General features: G+C 49.4%; 13 protein-coding genes. 6 read left to right on the forward strand and 7 right to left on the reverse strand.

Going from position 1 to position 18,431, the window contains the following annotated elements; genetic code table 11:
- Positions 1-237: 237 nt before the first annotated feature.
- Complete coding sequence (gene selD / locus NZ772_00005; GenBank protein MCS6811953.1) at positions 238-2,535, forward strand: selenide, water dikinase SelD; 2,298 nt, start codon at positions 238-240, stop codon at positions 2,533-2,535.
- On the opposite strand, the gene NZ772_00010 is transcribed toward selD, so the two are convergent.
- From NZ772_00010 to NZ772_00020, 3 genes are all read right to left on the reverse strand, one after another.
- Complete coding sequence (locus NZ772_00010; protein MCS6811954.1) at positions 2,522-3,271, reverse strand: WecB/TagA/CpsF family glycosyltransferase; 750 nt, start codon at positions 3,269-3,271, stop codon at positions 2,522-2,524. The genes selD and NZ772_00010 overlap by 14 nt on opposite strands.
- A gap of 149 nt (positions 3,272-3,420) precedes the next feature.
- A complete protein-coding gene (locus NZ772_00015) occupies positions 3,421-3,825 on the reverse strand; it encodes a hypothetical protein (GenBank protein MCS6811955.1) in 405 nt (134 codons plus the stop codon).
- Positions 3,826-4,126: 301 nt separating this feature from the next.
- Positions 4,127-5,155, reverse strand: coding sequence for a PDDEXK nuclease domain-containing protein (locus NZ772_00020; protein ID MCS6811956.1), 1,029 nt, complete (start codon positions 5,153-5,155; stop codon positions 4,127-4,129).
- A gap of 235 nt (positions 5,156-5,390) precedes the next feature.
- Between NZ772_00020 and psbA the strand changes: the two genes are divergently transcribed.
- Positions 5,391-6,473 carry a photosystem II q(b) protein gene (psbA, locus tag NZ772_00025; GenBank protein ID MCS6811957.1) on the forward strand — a complete coding sequence of 361 codons (1,083 nt, stop codon included), beginning with the start codon at positions 5,391-5,393 and terminating at the stop codon, positions 6,471-6,473.
- Positions 6,474-6,810: 337 nt separating this feature from the next.
- On the opposite strand, the gene NZ772_00030 is transcribed toward psbA, so the two are convergent.
- The gene (locus NZ772_00030) at positions 6,811-8,250 is read right to left on the reverse strand and encodes an O-antigen ligase domain-containing protein (GenBank protein MCS6811958.1); all 1,440 of its coding nucleotides are present in this window, start codon (positions 8,248-8,250) and stop codon (positions 6,811-6,813) included.
- Between the two features lie 192 nt (positions 8,251-8,442).
- Here NZ772_00030 and NZ772_00035 point away from each other — a divergent pair, with 192 nt between their 5' ends.
- The gene (locus tag NZ772_00035) at positions 8,443-9,180 is read left to right on the forward strand and encodes a hypothetical protein (protein ID MCS6811959.1); all 738 of its coding nucleotides are present in this window, start codon (positions 8,443-8,445) and stop codon (positions 9,178-9,180) included.
- A 79-nt stretch (positions 9,181-9,259) separates the two neighbouring features.
- Here NZ772_00035 and NZ772_00040 read toward each other — a convergent pair whose 3' ends face one another.
- The 3 genes from NZ772_00040 to NZ772_00050 all read right to left on the reverse strand — a co-directional run bounded on the left by NZ772_00040 (position 9,260) and on the right by NZ772_00050 (position 14,306).
- Positions 9,260-10,486 carry a glycosyltransferase family 2 protein gene (locus tag NZ772_00040; GenBank protein ID MCS6811960.1) on the reverse strand — a complete coding sequence of 409 codons (1,227 nt, stop codon included), beginning with the start codon at positions 10,484-10,486 and terminating at the stop codon, positions 9,260-9,262.
- A gap of 64 nt (positions 10,487-10,550) precedes the next feature.
- The gene (locus NZ772_00045) at positions 10,551-12,881 is read right to left on the reverse strand and encodes a polysaccharide biosynthesis tyrosine autokinase (protein ID MCS6811961.1); all 2,331 of its coding nucleotides are present in this window, start codon (positions 12,879-12,881) and stop codon (positions 10,551-10,553) included.
- Positions 12,882-13,193: 312 nt separating this feature from the next.
- Positions 13,194-14,306 carry a FecR family protein gene (locus tag NZ772_00050; GenBank protein ID MCS6811962.1) on the reverse strand — a complete coding sequence of 371 codons (1,113 nt, stop codon included), beginning with the start codon at positions 14,304-14,306 and terminating at the stop codon, positions 13,194-13,196.
- Between the two features lie 433 nt (positions 14,307-14,739).
- Between NZ772_00050 and NZ772_00055 the strand changes: the two genes are divergently transcribed.
- The 3 genes from NZ772_00055 (at position 14,740) to NZ772_00065 (ending at position 18,421) form a co-directional block, all read left to right on the forward strand.
- Positions 14,740-15,069, forward strand: coding sequence for an HU family DNA-binding protein (locus tag NZ772_00055; GenBank protein ID MCS6811963.1), 330 nt, complete (start codon positions 14,740-14,742; stop codon positions 15,067-15,069).
- Between the two features lie 944 nt (positions 15,070-16,013).
- A complete protein-coding gene (locus NZ772_00060; GenBank protein ID MCS6811964.1) occupies positions 16,014-17,492 on the forward strand; it encodes an oligosaccharide flippase family protein in 1,479 nt (492 codons plus the stop codon).
- 20 nt (positions 17,493-17,512) lie between these two features.
- On the forward strand, positions 17,513-18,421 hold the full coding sequence (locus NZ772_00065) for a glycosyltransferase (GenBank protein ID MCS6811965.1): 909 nt from the start codon (positions 17,513-17,515) through the stop codon (positions 18,419-18,421).
- Positions 18,422-18,431: the final 10 nt, after the last annotated feature.

Consider the following 18,431-nt stretch of genomic DNA (forward strand, 5'->3'; position numbering starts at 1 on the left):
GTTGGACAGTTATCTAGCTGGTTTGGGACTAGACTCTGGCTGGCTGGTGATCTTTGACCAGCGATCGGGGGTGCCGCTGATCGCCGACCATACAACGACTGAAGCGGCAGTCACACCCAGCGGTAGGGCAGTGGTAGTAATTCGGGGATAGGACTGACAGCGAAAAGACGGGCAGCCTGCTTGCGTAATAATGGTGCTGTAGAGATGGGTGCTTATGCTTGTGTCTTGGTTTGAACCATGGCGGATTTGGTACTAGTTGGGGGAGGGCATAGTCATGCGATTGTCCTCAAGCTGTGGAGTATGAATCCCTTGCCGGGAGTGCAGCTTACGCTGATCAGCGATGGGGTGCAAACGCCCTACTCTGGCATGTTACCAGGGTATATTGCTGGCTATTACAGCGCTGAAGAGTGCCACATTGACCTACAAACCTTAGCAACGGCTGCTGGGGCAAGGTTGATTTGCGATCGGGCGATCGGGTTAGATTTAGCCAACCAGCAGGTAATTTGTGCTCATCGCCCTGCCATTAGCTTTGATGTAGTGTCCATTGACATTGGCAGCACACCCAATACCCTGACTGTACCCGGAGCCAAAGACTATGCAATTCCTGTTAAACCCATCGCCCAGTTTTTGCATCATTGGCAAGCGCTACTGGCCAACCTATCCGATGAAGCGGGTTTAACCCTTGGCATTGTGGGTGGGGGTGTAGGCGGGGTGGAACTGGCACTAGCAATGCAGGCTAGGTTGGGTAAGCTCTATCAACAGGCTGGACGATCGTCAGATGCCCTCACCATTCACTTGTTTCAGCGGGGCGATCACCTCGTGCCCGATCGCCACCCTCGCATTGGTCGCCGTCTCTACCAAGTTCTTGTGGAGCGCTGCATCCATGTTCATCTCCATGCAACTGTTACTGCGCTCACTTCCCCGTCTTCCCATGCCCCTATCCACGTGGTCTGCGAATCTGGCCTAACAGTGGCCTGCGATCGCCTGTTTTGGGTCACCCAGGCAGTAGCAGCTCCTTGGCTGCAAACCTCTGGTCTGGCAACGGATGATCAGGGTTTCATCCAAGTCAACGATCATCTGCAATCCATCTCCCATGCTTGCGTGTTTGCTGCGGGTGACATTGCTACCATGGTCAATCATCCCCGTCCTAAGGCTGGTGTCTTTGCGGTTCGGCAGGGCCAGCCCTTGTTCCACAATCTGCGCCATGCGCTACTGTGTAAACCCCTACGGACTTTTATTCCCCAACGTGATTTTCTAGCCTTGGTGGGTACGGGGGATGGACGGGCGATCGCCCTCCGTAATGACATGGCATCACCACCGTCTGCCCTGCTCTGGCGCTGGAAGGACTGGATCGATCGCCGCTTCATGGCCAAATTCACAGACTTGAAGCCAATGGCTATGGGGAGTTCAGAAGTCAGAGTGCATGGCATGGGACATCAACTCCGCGCTCCTAACTCTGCATTTCCATCGCCAATGTATTGTGCTGGTTGTGGATCTAAGGTGGGAAGTGATAGTTTAGGGCGATCGTTGACCCGGTTGCGGCAAGAATATCCTGATTGGGGCGACTCCCCAGACGTGTTAATTGGGCTAGATGCCCCCGATGATGCCGCTGTGGTACAGGTGCCCTTGGGTAAGGTGTTGGTGCAGACGGTGGATCATTTCCGTGCACTGATCACCGATCCCTTTTTGCTGGGACAGATCACGGTCAACCATTGCCTGAGTGACCTGTTTGCCATGGGGGCCGAGGCCCATAGCGGGCTGGCGATCGTCACCCTTCCCTACGGATCACCCCGACAGCAGGAAGAGACCCTGTTCCAACTGTTGGCAGGAATTCTCAAAGCCTTACGCTACAACAACGCTGCTCTAATCGGCGGCCACACCACTGAGGGCGAAGAACTGGTTGTTGGTCTTGCCTGCAATGGCTTTGCTGAACCGCACCATCTATGGCGCAAGTCTGGCCTGCAACCTGGCCAAACCCTAATTCTCACCAAGGCTGTGGGTACAGGAACCCTATTTGCGGCTAATATGCGCCTGCAAGCCAAGGGATGCTGGATTGAGGCGGCTATTGAGTCGATGCTACTTTCCAACCAAGAAGCTGCTGCCATCCTACGTCGGCATGGAGCTTCCACCGGCACGGATGTCACTGGCTTTGGGCTGCTAGGTCATTTACTAGAGTTAGTCCGTGCTTCCCAGGTTGCTGTCCGTCTTGATGTGGAAGCTGTCCCTGTCCTAGCGGGTGCCCTTACTACTGCCCAGCGGGGCATTCTCAGTTCCTTACATCCCCAAAATCAGCAGGCTGCTCGTACTATCACTGTTCCAGACTACATTGAGCAGCATCCCCATTTTCCCCTGTTGTTTGACCCCCAAACGTCTGGCGGTCTCCTTGCGGCTGTTCCTGCCGATCGCACCACTGCTTGCCTTGCGGATCTACATGCTGCTGGCTATCCTGCGGCAACGGCGATCGGCCAAATCTGTGAGCTAGCAACCATCTCTGATGGTTCCATGGTTCAGGGGTCAACTCTCATCGTTTTTTAAACTTCTCTAGCAAGACCAGCCAAAGAAACGGTGAGTCTTCAACTAAGTAGCGCCGCCACAGCCGCTTAGGCTCGTGAGCAAGCCGATAGACCCACTCCATACCCAGGTTACTTATCCACTTGGGCGATCGTGGCTTTTCTCCGGCCTCAAAGTCAATGGTGGCCCCAATGCCCATAAAAATCCTAACCGTCGTGAACCGATGATGGTATTTGGCAATCCACTTTTCCTGTTTGGGCGAGCCAACTCCCATTGCTAGCACTGTTGCCCCAGACTGGTTGACTATATCGATGATGCGATCGCATTCTGTCTCACTTTTTTCAAACCCAAAGGGTGGAGAATAGGCCCCAATGACAATATCACGTCCGATTCTACGGTTGATTTTTTCCTGTGCTCGCTTAGCAACACCCTCTGCTGCTCCCGCTAAAAAAATGCGAATATCCTCATTGTGACGGTGGTAGTTGCAAAATGCTGGAAAAATGTCAGATCCAGAAAGCTTTTCGCGAATAGGGGTGCCTAAAAAGCGGGACGCGAAGATAATCATCATGCTGTCACAGGTGCTGTAGTCAGCCAGTTTATACGCCTCACGAAACTCAGCATCCTTACGGAGGCGCATGATGTGATCCACGTTGGGTGTAAACACAATGCCGCGATCGAGGGACTGCAAAAATTCTGTCATTGTCAGGTTATCAATTTCAGTACCCAGGATGTTGACTCTCGGACGGCGAATTGATGCCATAGGCAGATTCTCTAAATGATGAAAGCTCTTTGAAATGCAAAGGATTTGGTCAGTAACCAATGCCCGGATTATACCGTGTTCAATGTCTGTCACCTCTTGAACTCGGAAATATCCAAGTTAAGCCTCTCAAAGCCCTACTGCTCTCATGTTCATTGCCGAAAGCTGAAGGTATAGCCTGCGTAGGTGTTACCTTCATATAACACAATCAGCCACACTTGGGGGTCAAACTCCATCGGATACGCCTCGCGATCGAGCATCGTCCCGGTATCCCCCTTGATCTGAGACAGCCGACAGTAGGGAACCCCAACGATCGCCTGTACCGTCTGCTTAGAATTTGGTGATGCCATCGTTAGCAACTGGGAGAGCTGATGGCGAGACAGTACAGCTCCTGAGCGAATGGTCTCTCGGCATGTTTCCTGCCTAGCGCTGGTCAAGCGCCAGCCTGACCCGATCGTAGACAGACCAAACTGGTGCACTAGCAATGCCAAGCCTGCCAACAGAAATGCCCCAGCTAGCCAGAACTCTGGTTGCACCTTAGTCGCTCTATGGCTCATTCGTGAAGTCCTCGATGTGGAAACTAATCTGTGCTACTGAGAGCAAATCATGGAAGGACAAGCCATGCACGATCGCTCCTACTCAGATGATCCCCTATTGTATAGTACATTTGTTTTGAATAAGTCAAAAATTCTTGCGGATCTACATATTGCCTTATCGATTAGAGGGGTTGCCTATGGCTAAAGGTGCTGATCGACAGCAGCAGCGACTGTGTATGGCATGAGATGTTCCCCTGATTATCGAGCAAGATGGTCTAGGGCAACAGTTGAATTGAGATAGTCCAAGTTATATAGTCAAGGGTCAATTTTCCGGTGGCAAGTTACGCAAGGTATCTTCTAACTGGGCAATAGTGGGCAAGCTCCCCTGCAATCCCTCTGGCAGTGCATCTCGCAGTTGATAAGTGGAAACTCCGATCGGCTTGGCTATATCTCGCAATGCATATTCAACGATGGTTCGATCCTTTGTACGGCAGAGGATGATGCCGATCGTCGGTTGGTCTTCTGGTTGCCGCAACAAATCGTCAACGGCAGAAATGTAGAAATTCATCTTGCCAGAAAACTCTGGTTCAAACTCTGCCACCTTTAAGTCCACCACCACATAACAATGCAGCCGGACATGGTAGAAGAGCAAATCCAAACGGTATTCACGATTGCTGACCTGTAGGGGATACTGACTGCCCAGAAAGGCAAACCCTACGCCTAGTTCCAGCAAAAAGTCTCGGATGCGATCTACCAATGCCCGCTCAATATCCCGTTCTTGGGCCTCATTCCCCAAATCTAGAAAATCAAAGGTGTAGGGATCCTTAAGGACTTCTTGCGCCAGTTCCGATTGAGGTGCAGGCAAGGCACGATCGAAGTTAGTAATCGCCCCACCCCGCCGCTCATACAAGTTGCCATCTAGTTGATAGGTAAGGGTTTTACGACTCCATCCATGCTGAATCGTCTGTTGTATGTACCACAAGCGTTCCTCAGTTCCCTTCACCGCTTCTAGGATCCGCACATTGTGCCCCCAGGGAATTAGTGCAACAGTCTGTTGCACAATCTGCTCATCGGGGTAAGCTTCGGCCAGCGATCGCATGTAATGCAGATTACGGGACGAAAACCCCTTGATTGTAGGAAACGCCCGTCGCAGATCAACTGCCAAGCGATTAATAACTTGACTGCCCCACCCCTGCTGCTGTTGTCGTTGCAAAATCTCTCGCCCAATTTGCCAGTAGAGCAGAATCAATTCTCGATTAACTGCTAGTGCTGCTCGCACCTGAGCGCTGTGAATTTTCTGCTTAAGGTCGTTCAACAGGTTTTCATAGTCCTGGAAGGGCAGGTCAGTCATGGTGTGTTGTCGATTCGGCAGAGATCCTTGATATTGGAATGTTGGCCTTTTTCTAGTGAGCTTATCGGGCTATTCAGTCACGTTGAGTGAGCAGTCAATCACCTATTCATAAAGAAAATAAAAAATTTGGTTACAAAAATTCATTAATTTGTCTTACAATTGTGGCTACCGACTCAAACAGTTCGGTAACCATTCATAACTTGTTCATTTGTACTTGTACTTGGACTTATAGATTATGACCACTGCAATTTCCCAGCGCCAAAGCGCTAACCTGTGGGAGCAGTTTTGCAACTGGGTCACCAGCACCAACAACCGCCTGTATGTAGGCTGGTTTGGTGTCATCATGATCCCCACCCTGCTGACTGCCACCATCTGCTACATCATCGCCTTCATTGCTGCACCTCCCGTAGACATCGACGGCATTCGTGAGCCTGTCGCTGGCTCCTTGCTCTATGGCAACAACATCATCTCCGGTGCAGTTGTACCCTCCAGCAACGCCATCGGCCTCCACTTCTACCCCATCTGGGAAGCAGCCAGCCTCGACGAATGGCTCTACAACGGCGGCCCCTACCAGCTCATCATCTTCCACTTCCTCATCGGCGTATTCTGCTACATGGGACGTGAGTGGGAACTGAGCTACCGCCTCGGTATGCGTCCTTGGATCTGCGTTGCCTACAGTGCACCTGTAGCCGCAGCCACTGCCGTATTCCTCATCTACCCCATTGGTCAAGGCAGCTTCTCTGACGGTATGCCCCTAGGTATTTCCGGTACCTTCAACTTCATGCTGGTATTCCAAGCAGAGCACAACATCTTGATGCACCCCTTCCACATGCTGGGTGTAGCAGGTGTATTTGGCGGTTCCTTGTTCAGTGCGATGCACGGTTCCTTGGTAACCTCCTCCTTGGTACGTGAGACCACCGAGAACGAGTCTCAGAACTACGGTTACAAGTTCGGGCAAGAGGAAGAGACCTACAACATCGTTGCTGCCCATGGCTACTTTGGTCGTCTAATCTTCCAGTATGCCAGCTTCAACAACAGCCGCAGCTTGCACTTCTTCTTGGGTGCATGGCCTGTCATCGGCATCTGGTTCACCGCTCTGGGCATCAGCACCATGGCGTTCAACCTGAACGGGTTCAACTTCAACCAGTCCATCATTGACTCTCAGGGTCGTGTGGTAGCTACCTGGGCAGACATTATCAACCGTGCCAACCTGGGTATGGAAGTGATGCACGAGCGCAATGCTCACAACTTCCCCCTAGATTTGGCTGGTGCTGAGGCTGCTCCTGTAGCTCTGAGCGCTCCTCAAATCAATGGCTAATTGAGCTGATTCGGTAGTTTGCGTAGCGCCTCCTACGGGGGCGCTTTTTGCTGTTAAGAATTGAGGAGTTCCATGATGTATTTCCGCTTATGGATGCTAGAAGACTTTGCTATGCCATTTCAGTCTGGGTGGTATGGTATTTGAAGCACAATAGGCGGGATGCTAATACCTTTGTGATGATGGTAAACCGCCTGAGATCTCACGATCGCCGAGGGGTAACTATCTGATTATCTGAGCTATCTAAGTGCAGACCGTGAAGCAGTAATTGCTGAGTTTGTGGCCTATATCCGCATGTTTATTTGGCAATCCGTATATTTGTTTGGAGGTAGTTTGCTGTCTAGGACGATCGCCGCACAGCTAACGCTCCTCTAATAGCAGCTTGCTGAATTGATTTTGGCTTTGGCTTGGGTGCTGGCTGTTTCAGAGCCGATGGTTTCATGGCGAAACCTGTTAACCCACCAATAACTAAAAGATAGGTGGGGTTAAGCATAGCGTTCTGGAGACAGTCGATCGTGTAGAGTAGTAGCCCTACAGCTAGGAAAACAACCGGGGCAATGTCTGGCCTCATCCAGGTGCGAGCTGGATATTTCCAGCAGATAGCCCAAATTGGAACTAGCATAGTTCCTAAAAAGCTCACTAGGCCAACAATGCCATTCATGCCAAAGGCAATGATCCACAAACTGTCTTGAACGGCTCGTTTACCATCCTCTGGACGAATCGTTGTTGAGCGATCCCATCCACCCCAGCCAAATAGGATTTGTTTGCGGGCATGGTCAACTAATACCTCTTCATTATTAAAGCGATACGCTAGGGATTGAATGCGATCGGGTGGAAAAATATTAGACAGATAGTCGATCAACTGGTCTGTGAAGTAACTTTCTGTCATCGTGTTGGTGTAGAGATAAACGCAAATAGCAATAATGATGACAAATACCAACAAACCTGTTTTGAGAAACCTACCCGTGCCCATGATGATCAAACCTAGGAGTAATGACACGTAGGCTCCAGTTGATTTCAACAGCACGAAGGTGAGGCTAAGTGCCATCACCAACCACTTGGTTTCAATGTAGAAGAGTTTTTTACCTAGGGTTTTTGACTGCAATAGCCAGATTCCTGCTAAGGTGGCAATCATCATCCAAGCCCCCACAGCTAAACCGTGGGACATAAACACAGTGGGTCGAAAACCTCCGTAGCGGATGGCCTGACTAAAATCTCCAGATGCATGGGCACCGTAAACAATTCTGTGGAGTTGAGGGCTAAGGCGCACTTCAAACAGACAGAATGGAATGTACACCACACCGCCAATAAAAATGCCTACGGCTATATCCTTGAGTCCCTGTAGGTTACTGAGGTAAAGACGGCCTAGCAGGTAAGGTACTCCCCAGGAAATAGTTTGAGCGATGACTGCGGATACGCCATCATATGCTCCCAGTCCATTGACGATCGAGGTCACAAATGGGCAGAACCACCACACAAGTATTGGAATATCTAACAGTCCAGGCTTGAAGGTGCTAAACCGTCCTGGATCAAAGAGCATGATGGCGACTAACGCTGCGTAAATGGTAGCGGATGCCTTGCTGTAGTCTGGTAGGCCAGGTAGAGAGCGAGCGATTTCTGGGAGAAACAACCAGGCAGCAATGATGCCAATAACTAACGCTCGCCTAGGTGGATATTGCTGAAATAGGAAAATGAAGAATGGTAACCATGCCACTATCACTAAGACTGCGATCGCATTAGGGCTACCAAATGGGTTAGTTGGAATAACAAAGCCACCCATGAACAGTTCTGATGAAAATAGCAGATCGACTGAAGGCTGGCCACGAATGGGTGCATGAACAACCTCACAGCAACCCTAACGCTTATCAATCTGAATTGTCCATAGTTTTTATCAGGTTTCACTTAATCAGGTTTCAATTGACAGCAGTTCGTGTTACAACAATGACCGCACTGAGTGAAGAGGTTGTCAGTTGTGAGCGATCAGTCGAATACCTTCAAGCAGTTATCGATGGTGGTATCGGGTTTTAGTCGTGGAGTTGTGTTTGCTGACATTATTCAGGATTGGTTTACCTTTTTGGGTGGCAAGCCCGGTGAGGTGGTTGTTGTCGATAGTGGCAGTGACCTCGCGACCCAAGCAATTTATTGGCAATTGTTCCAAAACAAGGTGATTGACAAGCTGCACATTGTTCGTGGCCAACATGATTCGGGCGATCGCAACCAAGCAGATCGCCAAGACTATATGGCAGTTGCAATTTCTAACAAACCCTATGTGCTGTTGTTTGGGCTAGACACTATTCCCCAGCGCCAAGGCTATGACTACTGGTTCGATGAGGCTATTAACAATCTTGATCGTGACGGCGTATTCGCAGTGAGTGCTGCTGAAAAAAACCTCACCAAGCATAGTGATGCCTGGGATCACTGGTACTACAGTACAGACAGTAACCCTGCGTTTATGGTGCTGAAGCGCAGCATGTTTATGGCAGCGCACCATGAGTTTGCTAGTAATTTCATCCTTTCTGGCTTCAAAGGAGATAACCCAGCCACAGCGATCAATCCAGAGCGATCATTCAGAGACGTGGCTTTCGCCCAATACTGTAAGACTCACAACCTGCTGACACTGTGCAGGGCAACAACTCCAGACTGGCAGCCATTTTTGGCGCGACCTGCTGACGATCGCCTACAGCAGATAGGCAATACAAGGGCTAGCTAAAATGTTTGTAATGAGGACTTAAGTCCTCACGATGAGCCTTTACAGAAACTAGGTAACTACTCATCCTATGGCCATACGGTCACCTATTGCCGTTTACTGGATCACGGGCAGTACGTACCCATTTGGTTTGACGGCGCACCAGAAATTTAGCGTAGAGGGGAATTTTCCAAAGGATGTAGCCGGGAATGCTCAAGAGCAGACCGGGCGGAAGCAAGCTGCGCCCAAATATTGCCCAAGCTCCCAAAATGGCAAGACTGAGGCATAAACCTTGGATAATCATAATGACAAAGGGAAGCCAAATTCCTAATGGCGTGACTAGGGCAGTCAATAGAGTTAGACCTAACCAGAGTAAAACCAGCAATGACAGGGGCGGGACGGCTAAGTCTAGTGCCATTGCTAGCAATGCAAAGCGCTTTTGCCGTAGGGCAGCGGTGAGTAGGCGGGGAACTTGAGTTAGCTGGGTCTGTAGATGGCCGTGTTCCCAGCGGGTGCGCTGACTTTTAGCCGCTTGTTCTTGTTGAGGTAAGCGTCCGAAGACTGTGACAGAACGACAAAGACGGGGAGGATAGCCTGCGATCGCCAAGTCAACCCCCAGCTGCATATCTTCCACAATGTTGCCACTTGCCAGGGAAATCGTTTGCACAATGTTCCAAGGAAACGCCATACCAGTGCCTGTTAGCAAGCAAGGCATTCCCAATCGAGATAACCCCAGAGGGCGTACCAGATTTTTGACTAAAAATGCCAGGGACGATACTGCATCTTTAGCGGTAGGGTGAGCTGGTTTTTCCATTAAGTAAATAGCCTGCACTGGACGCTGGGTTATGTAAGCTTGGTGAGCTAGTTGATCAACGGCTGGTGAGGGCATGTCACAGTCAGCGTCTACCAGAACTAGCACATCTGGCGGGTCAGCGGCCAAATGTTGAATACCATAATCTAGGGCGTAGCCTTTGCCGCGATGCTCCAGATCCGTTCGTTCTAAGACGATGGCACCCCGATCGCGGGCGATGTCTGCCGTATTATCGCTACAGTTGTCGGCAACCACAACGAGACGATCGGGGGCAGTCACTTGTGGTAACAGCGTATCTAACGTGGCTGCAATGCCAAGGGCTTCGTCATGGGCGGGCATGAGGATGGCAACGCGAGGACGTGTTTCTGGGCGATCGCCCATTGAGTTATCCTTGGGTGGCCGGGGAAGCGTCTGGCTATGGTGAGAAAACACCGCAACCATACACTCAGTGAACAGCACCAGCACTGGAACCGAAAGCAGGAGTGCTAGTGTTAACAAAACGACATGAACAAGTGCCACAAGCTATTCACCAATCCATTCACCAATGTCATCACCCTGAAGTGTAGCGCTTTCATTCACTGCTTTAGCTATCAATAGACAGGGTGCTGGAATCTTGGGTGACGCGACCGAGTTCAGGCAGCTTCCAGCTAATTTCTCGATCGCCAATCTGGATTGTCTCTGGAATTTCCAAACTCTTTGCCTTTTGGGGATGGTTGGCAATAATACCCAAGATAGGTAAATGATATTTCTCTAACTGTTTAATTACCTTGTTGACTGCCGAGCGTTTGGTTTCTCGCACAGCAACTACCATCAAGATGCCATCTGTGTAAGTTGCCAAGAAGTTAGCATCCAGAGGGCCTAGTAGGTCAGGAGTATCATAAATAACAAGATCAAACTGTTCTTCTAGGCGTTTTCTGAGGGTTTGCATTTGAGCCGAAGCCAGCAGCTTGGCAGAACCAGGAATAGCCCGACCAGAGGGCATGACATAGAGGTTTTCTGCCACAGGCGACTGTTGAATCAGGTAACTGGGTTCGACCTGATCCACTAGAAAATCACTCAGCCCTTTGGCGTTGGAAATATTCAGGCGATCGTGAATATCGGGCAGGCGCATGTTAGCATCCACCAGCAGAACCCGTTGACCCATGCTAGCTGCTGCCTGGGCTAAATGTAGCGCTACAGTTGACTTGCCATCTCCAGAAGATGCAGAACAAATAGCTACCGATCGGGGTGGATTAAAAAACAACAGCTTTAGGTTGCCATAGAGTGTATCAAAAGCATTAAGAAAACTGGCTGTATTTGAAGCAGCTTCTAGATCGTCATCTACCTTAGACAGATCTACAGGATCTGAGGAACTAAGTAGGTGTTGATAAAAAGGAATTGACCCCAAGAGTGGGAACGGCAATCCATCTTCCACATCTTCTACGCTGTAGAAAATATCGCGGTACATCTCCCAAAGTATGGCCGCACCTACCCCTAACATCAAACCAGCTATCACCCCTAATAGCTGCTTTTTACGGTCAGGAGACTCTGCCACCGGATTACCGTTGACATCTCTGGGGATACCTGGCTTGGAAATTAGTTCCCACGGTACTTGACTTTGGGCTGCCTCTACCCGCAGGGTTTCTCGTTGCACTAACAGTTGATCTAGGGTGCGCGTAGCAATCTCTAACTGCCGTTGAATTTCAGTATAGCGGCCTGCAATCTCTGGGAATTCCCGCAGACGTGCTTCTAGTTCCCGCTTGGTTTTGGCAATGTCTTGACTGCGTGCCTCTAGGAGTTGAATCTGTGTAGTAGCGGCAACAAGTTGCTGAATCAATCCCAGCCGCACACTGTCCTGATAGGCAGTGACTTGGGGATTACTTAACACTCCAGTTAAGCTCTCTCCTGCGATCGCACGAGCCTCGTTTTGCAAGAGAGCTAACAGAGTCTGCTTTTGCTCTTGCAATGCTTGAATATTAGGGCTATCTGGCTGAAATCGAGTAGAATCAACAGCAATTTGAGTGTCAACAGCAGCTATTTTGGTGATAATTCCCTGATAGGTGGGATTTTGACTAATGGCAGCCGCAACGACTGCTTCCTGAGGCGAGAATCGTAACTGACTAGTCAGAGAATTGAATAATGTTTGTTGCTCAATGAGCTGTCGTTGAGTATCTTGCTGTTGGACAGTAGTTTCGTTCAGCCGAGAAAGCAAGTTTCCGCCTTGGGCAGCCGGGTCAATCATCTGATACTGCTGTTGGAGTTGCCGCAACTGTTGCTGAAGCCCTGATACCCGTGCTTGTAAGCTTGGAAGTTGGTCTTCAATAAACTTAACCCCTTCACCCAGCCTACTTTTGCGCTCTTCCAGACTGTACTTTAGGTACTTGCTGGAGACGACCTCTAGTACATGTTGTACTAGGTCAGGGCTGTAGCCCTGATAGGTAACTTGTAAAATTTTTGTCTGCCCGTTTTCATCAACTCGCTTAACTTCCAAACCCTCTCTCAGGCTACTAGAGTTAAAGTCAGGAAACTTAGTCTTGACCTGTTCGCTAATTTCTGAAAGGATTTTGGGACTTTTGAGAATCTCTAACTGGGTTGCGTAGTCTAGCTCGGCGTTGGTTTGTGGGCCACCCCTAGCCACTACGGTGGGGTCTGTCAGCTTGGCCTCGGTCGAGACAGGCTCAACTAGAACTCGAAAGCCACCCGCGTAAATAGGGGGGCCTGGGTCACCTATGATAAACCCTAGTACGCCGACGGCAAAGGTGACAGAGGCAATGATGATTGAGCGCCGCTTGATAGTACGCAGGTATGGACGGAAGTTTAAGCCTTTTTTGGGTGTTGCAGAGTCATCAAATTCACCGTCACTGGCAGGTTCTGGTACTACTTGCCGTGGTTGATAACTTGTCCCTATCGCCTCTACCCCGTTATGAAGTTCCATCGCAACCTCTGCATGAAAAACATCCTGACGAACTCAGCCTTACACCCTTTGGCGATCGTTGAGTACCTCTACGTCATGGCTAGCGCTGTATCAGTACTCATAACATCATAAACATGTACCTAAAATCCAGACAAACTCAGACTCTACCTAACGACAGATTATTCATCATTCTTTAAATGGTACTAACATCTAATTGTTCATATGGCAAAGTTTTCGTTAAATTAACTAAATTTGCTCAAAGAATGTGTAGCTAATTTGCCACTATCTGTCTCCTGAAGCTAAGGATAGTTCTGGTAACGAAAGTCGTGCTGTTCACAGGTCTCGGTAAGATTGGGTGGTTTCTAGGATCAGGCGTTGATCACGGGCACCATTGGGCAAATCATAACGCAGTAGTACAACACCTCGTAGAAGTGTAGCTTGGGGGGTTAGCCCTAGTTGATCTAACCGTAGGGCTACAAGGGGGATAACTTCTGGTGGGGGGGTTACCGCGCCTGGTGAGCTAGGGAGTAGTCGAGCACCAACGTTGCTGTAGACTGGAATCCAACGATTATCCTTGCGAGCATAGATTTGGTAAACAGCATTAGCATAGGTAGTTTGAGGCTTGTTGCGAATGGTTAACTGTAGGGCGATCGCCGGTCGTCCTTGACTGCTAACCCTGAGCAGGTTCACCGTGCCGCTCCAGTGTTGAGCACCCTTGCCCTGGTCTAGGGGAAATACAGTGCCTGGAAACAATTGGTTATAAGACTGCTTGAGAGCATTGAACCCTGGCAATGGCTCTTGAAAACTCTGGAACAGGTCGCTGTTGAGAATCTGGTTAAATTCCTGCTGAGTTAAGGATTGCACCTGTCCAGGAATGCCCCGGTTGTTAATGGTTACTCGTCGTCCCGGTGTGAGGATGACGGGTGGAGCAGTGGGGCGATCGCGGCGCGTCAGGTTCACCTGTCCCTCTAGCACTGTAAACCTTTCGTGCTGTTGTTCGTCTACATCGATCAGGTAAAGGGTGCCTCGCACACCAGCAATGTAATTGCGAGTGCAGGCATTGGCAGCGCCATTGACCAATACTTGTCCTTGTTGAACATGCACACACTGGTTGCCTACGGTGAGCACAGCGTTTGTGCCTAAGCGCCCGATCGCTCCAGTGTTAAAGCGAAGACTGGCTCTAGCCTGCCCTGTGCGAATCCGCTCGCCCGATCGGGCAATGTCGCGCACCTGCGCTAACCGGTTTTGGATATACACTTGATTACTTTGCAGAATTTCGGTGATAGTAGCTTGGGTGATGGTTCTGCTCTGAGCAAAGGCAGGAAGACTGTGCAGCCCGATCGTCAACAGACAACTGCAAACAGCAACCGCTAGCCAGCCTATAACTCGTCCGTACCGGTTATCTAGCCATCGTTTCAGCTTACGTACTGTGAGGTTAGTCGTCATGGCTTGTCTCCTGTTCAAAACCGTGCAAGGGTACAAAAAGTACAGAACACGTCTATAGATTTGGTGAAGACAGACAGGAACGCCCGGTTCCAGCAGATGTCCCAGAAAGATAAGTGTCACTAATGGGGTCTAGGGACGATCGTGACTGCGAGGTCAGCAGTACATCAAGGCCAAACCCTGATCAACACAGAACTGATAGCAGGGAAACTGTAAGTTGTAACACTTTTGTAGTATGACAAGTGAGTCCAATTCTTAGTCCAAGGTTGTAGTACGTTCCCAAGCAAGCATCAGTAAAATTTATTATTGAAGTGCCCTAACCGACTTGACAATGTGCAATCTTGTGTCACTTGGGGCTAGATCAGGTAATCCACTCCTAAAAACCTGCACTATAATCACGGCAATCAAGTTGAGCGTAGCGTTTGAGGATACAGTCATGAACAAGGGCGAATTAGTAGATGCCGTTGCAGGCAAGGTTTCGGTTACGAAGAAAGATGCAGATGCGATCATCACAGCGATCGTAGACTCGATTATGGAAGCGGTCTCAACTGGCGATCGAGTGACTCTAGTGGGCTTTGGCACCTTCGAAGCTCGCGATCGGCAAGCACGAGAAGGGCGCAACCCCCAAACAGGCAAAACTATGACTATCCCAGCTACTCGAGTACCAGCCTTTTCTGCCGGGAAGGTGTTTAAGGATAAGGTATTAGAAGCTAGGGATGCTGAAGAAGCTAAAGCAACTAAAGGTAAGGCTAAGGGCAAAAAATAGGCGATCGTCGCAGAGGCTAGGCAACAGGGGTAGCGCTTGGTGCGGACTGAAGTCCGCACTACAATTATGGCTTTGGCCCGACAACCAAGTGACTATTTCTTAATCAGGTCATTGTCTGCGAGCAAGTGCTTTGGCTTTGCTTCGTCGATACGGTTGATGATCCGTTTAGACTCTTCCACATCACGAATTGTCTTAGAAACCAAGTGTGGTTAACCCACGCTGTGGAATGGGTAGGCCTAGGACTTGGAACTAGCATAATTTTTAATCGCCGTAGGTAAAGTCTCCGGTATGTCTGGTTGATGATTGCATCCTATCCATTGGGTCTGAGAAGCTACAATGAGCGACTACAAGCTACAGGAGAGTGACGATACTGGTTGAATCGGGGTGAACTAGAGTGAAGAGGGGTGAAGTAAGCTGAGTATAAGCCTTACTGCCTGAGGGTATAGATCATGAATAGAGACGAGTTGATTGCTTAGTGACCTCGTCAACAGCAAGAGTCATTAGTTGCTCAGCTAACTCAGCCTATTGGCATGACTCGATCACGAGCAGAATGCTTTGTGCGTTTGTGGATATATCGTAAGTCAAGCAACAGCAGGCACAACATCCACAGTTAAAACCACCCTTGTCAGCTCCACTCGTGCTGTACCCCATCACATGGCCCGACTATTGCGCACTTGGGCTAGTCAATACAGCCGAGGTATAAGGGTGTTGCATCGATCGCTTCCTAGTGCTGGACATAGAGCAGGCCATAGCATCATTCCGTGATACAGACTACGCCCTGTCAAACAATAGAGTTATCCTTCTTGCTACTCATTGAACTTTCTTGCTACCTAATTTAGAATAATCTGCTTTCATGGTCTGAAACCGTAAAGCCTGTCATAATCACCACAGGGATTGTTTGCACACTACCGCACTCGAATAACCGTAGCCCTGAAAATATCGCTATGAGCCATGAAGACCCACTAGAACCGTCTGAGCACGAACCTGTAATAGATAGCTCTGATCATGCCGAGCCATCAGCCACAGCTAGCTCTCCGGAGGATCAACCCCAAGACTCAGCAACCCAAACTCCTTCTCTAAAACGAAAAGCTGTGATTGGTTCCGTTTGGGCCTTAGCCAATCATGGTGCTAAACAAGTGTTGCGCCTAGCTAGCAACATCGTGCTTGCTCGACTGCTGTTTCCTGAAGCCTTTGGTTTGATGACCCTGGTACAAACCTTTATGGTTGGTCTGGAAATGTTTTCAGACTTAGGCATCATGCCTAGCATTATCCAAAACAAGCGTGGTAACGATCCTGCATTCCTCAATACGGCTTGGACGATTCAAGTAATTCGCGGTTTATGTCTGTCTCTATGTGCCCTTGGACTTGCTCCTCTAGCAGCACAGTTTTACCGAGAACCATTTCTAATGCAGTTGTTGCCTGTGACAGGTCTACAGGCATTTATCAGTGGGCTGAATTCCACAAAGCTGGCCACAGCTAACCGCAGCCTCATGTTAGGCCGCTTGACTGCGATCGAGATTGGCTCCTATGTAGTGCAACTAGTCGTTACCATTGTTGCTGCCCTGCTGTATAGATTGAACGGAATTTCTGACTTTCGCGCTGTTTGGTCGCTAGTTCTGGGAGGCTTTGCTGGTACCGTTGCTCTGATGTTGGGCAGCCACTTTATATTAGAGGGTGAGCAGAATCGCTTCCATTGGGACAAAGAGGCGTTTCATTCCCTTAACCGGTTTGGACGCTGGATCTTTGTCAGCACAGTGTTTGGTTTCTTTGGCCTCCAGGGCGATCGCCTCATCCTAGGCCGTTTGCTCGATGTCAAAGCCCTGGGAGTTTATTCCATTGCCCTTGGCCTCTCCAGTATTGCCATTCAACTGGTTGACCAAGTGAGTAGCAAAGTGTTGTTCCCCTCATACTCTGAATTGATTCGAGAACGCCCCGAACGCTTGTACCGCAATCTCCGCAAAGCTCGGTTGATCCTAGTTGGGCTGAGTGTTGGTTGTTCTGTGGGTATGGTGCTACTTGGTCGGCTAGCTATCCAGATCCTTTATGACAATCGCTATGCAGATGCTGGATGGATCTTGCAAATCTTAGCTGTTGGCCTAATGGCGAGGGCATTGAGTATTACCTATGGTGATGCGCTGATGGCAACGGGCAAAACTGTGCTGTTGGCTGTGTTAATCGGCTCTAGTATTACTATTCAGCTTACCTCAATGATTGTAGGTCACCATCTGGGTGGGTTTCCAGGCTTTGTAGTTGGTATCGCAGCCGCCAACTGGCTAATTTATCTAATGGATGCCACTGTCTTTTCCCGGATCAAGCTTTGGCAACCTGAAATTGACCTGCCAGTGGCTGGGCTAGCGATCGTTATGTCCCTTGTTATCTATTTTTGGTCAGCAATCACATCAGTCATAACTGGCTTGCTTTGAACTGTTATTGCTCTGGAATCATGATGACTGCATCTCCAAAGGTTTCTGTTTTGATGCCCATCTATAATGCTGAGAAATACTTGGCAAAGGCACTCAAAAGTGTCCTCAATCAAACCTTCACAGATTTTGAGGTGATTGCTATTAATGATGGGTCTACTGATAGTTCTGAAGCCATACTCCACAGATTTGCCCAGCAGGACGATCGCATACGCATCTTCAGTCAGCCTAACCTCGGCCTCATTGATACCCTAAACAGAGGCATCACCTACGTTAACGGACAGTATATCGCCCGCATTGATGCGGATGATGTTGCCCTACCAGAGTTGTTTGCTAAACAAGTTGCTTTTTTGGATAGTCACCCAGAGTATGTGGCAGTGGGTACACAGGTGCTCATGATTGATGCGGATGATGCTCCCATTAAAGTTCACAATGATGTCATCACCCATGAAGAGATTGATGCTGAGCACCTGCTGGGAAACGGTACTTTTCCCCACTCAGGCGCTATGATCCGCCGGGATGCGATCGTAAAGGTTGGTGGTTACCGGGAAGAACTTAAATCAGCAGAAGATATTGACTTGTGGCTACGGCTAGCAGAAATTGGTAAGCTGTGCAATCTACCAGAGGTGTTACTGAAGTATCGTCTACACCTGAAAAGCATTGGACACAGCAAGCGTAAACAACAAATTGAATCAACTCGCCGACTGATTATCGATGCTCACCAGCGACGCGGGTTGCCCGTGCCTGAAAATCCTTATCCTACCGATGACAAGGAAGACTCTATATACGGAACCTATCAACGTTGGGGTTGGTGGGCAATTCAGGGAAAAAATCTCAAGACAGCACGTAAATATGCATTTCGTGCTCTCTGGAAAAAGCCTTGGTCTTTTGAGTCTTGGAGGCTGCTGTTCTGTGCCCTGCGGGGATGGTAAGGTTGAGCTT

Source organism: Cyanobacteriota bacterium (assembly GCA_025054735.1).
In the GTDB taxonomy this organism is placed as follows: Bacteria; Cyanobacteriota; Cyanobacteriia; order SKYG9; family SKYG9; genus SKYG9.

Excerpts from the sequence above, each read along its gene's own strand:
- NZ772_00020 (MCS6811956.1), bottom strand. The coding sequence starts at position 5,155 with ATGACTGACCTGCCCTTCCAGGACTATGAAAACCTGTTGAACGACCTT.
- NZ772_00050 (MCS6811962.1), bottom strand. The coding sequence starts at position 14,306 with ATGACGACTAACCTCACAGTACGTAAGCTGAAACGATGGCTAGATAAC.
- NZ772_00055 (MCS6811963.1), top strand. The coding sequence starts at position 14,740 with ATGAACAAGGGCGAATTAGTAGATGCCGTTGCAGGCAAGGTTTCGGTT.
- NZ772_00065 (MCS6811965.1), top strand. The coding sequence starts at position 17,513 with ATGATGACTGCATCTCCAAAGGTTTCTGTTTTGATGCCCATCTATAAT.
- NZ772_00045 (MCS6811961.1), bottom strand. The coding sequence starts at position 12,881 with ATGGAACTTCATAACGGGGTAGAGGCGATAGGGACAAGTTATCAACCA.
- NZ772_00060 (MCS6811964.1), top strand. The coding sequence starts at position 16,014 with ATGAGCCATGAAGACCCACTAGAACCGTCTGAGCACGAACCTGTAATA.
- NZ772_00010 (MCS6811954.1), bottom strand. The coding sequence starts at position 3,271 with ATGGCATCAATTCGCCGTCCGAGAGTCAACATCCTGGGTACTGAAATT.
- selD (MCS6811953.1), top strand. The coding sequence starts at position 238 with ATGGCGGATTTGGTACTAGTTGGGGGAGGGCATAGTCATGCGATTGTC.
- psbA (MCS6811957.1), top strand. The coding sequence starts at position 5,391 with ATGACCACTGCAATTTCCCAGCGCCAAAGCGCTAACCTGTGGGAGCAG.
- NZ772_00015 (MCS6811955.1), bottom strand. The coding sequence starts at position 3,825 with ATGAGCCATAGAGCGACTAAGGTGCAACCAGAGTTCTGGCTAGCTGGG.
- NZ772_00030 (MCS6811958.1), bottom strand. The coding sequence starts at position 8,250 with ATGGGTGGCTTTGTTATTCCAACTAACCCATTTGGTAGCCCTAATGCG.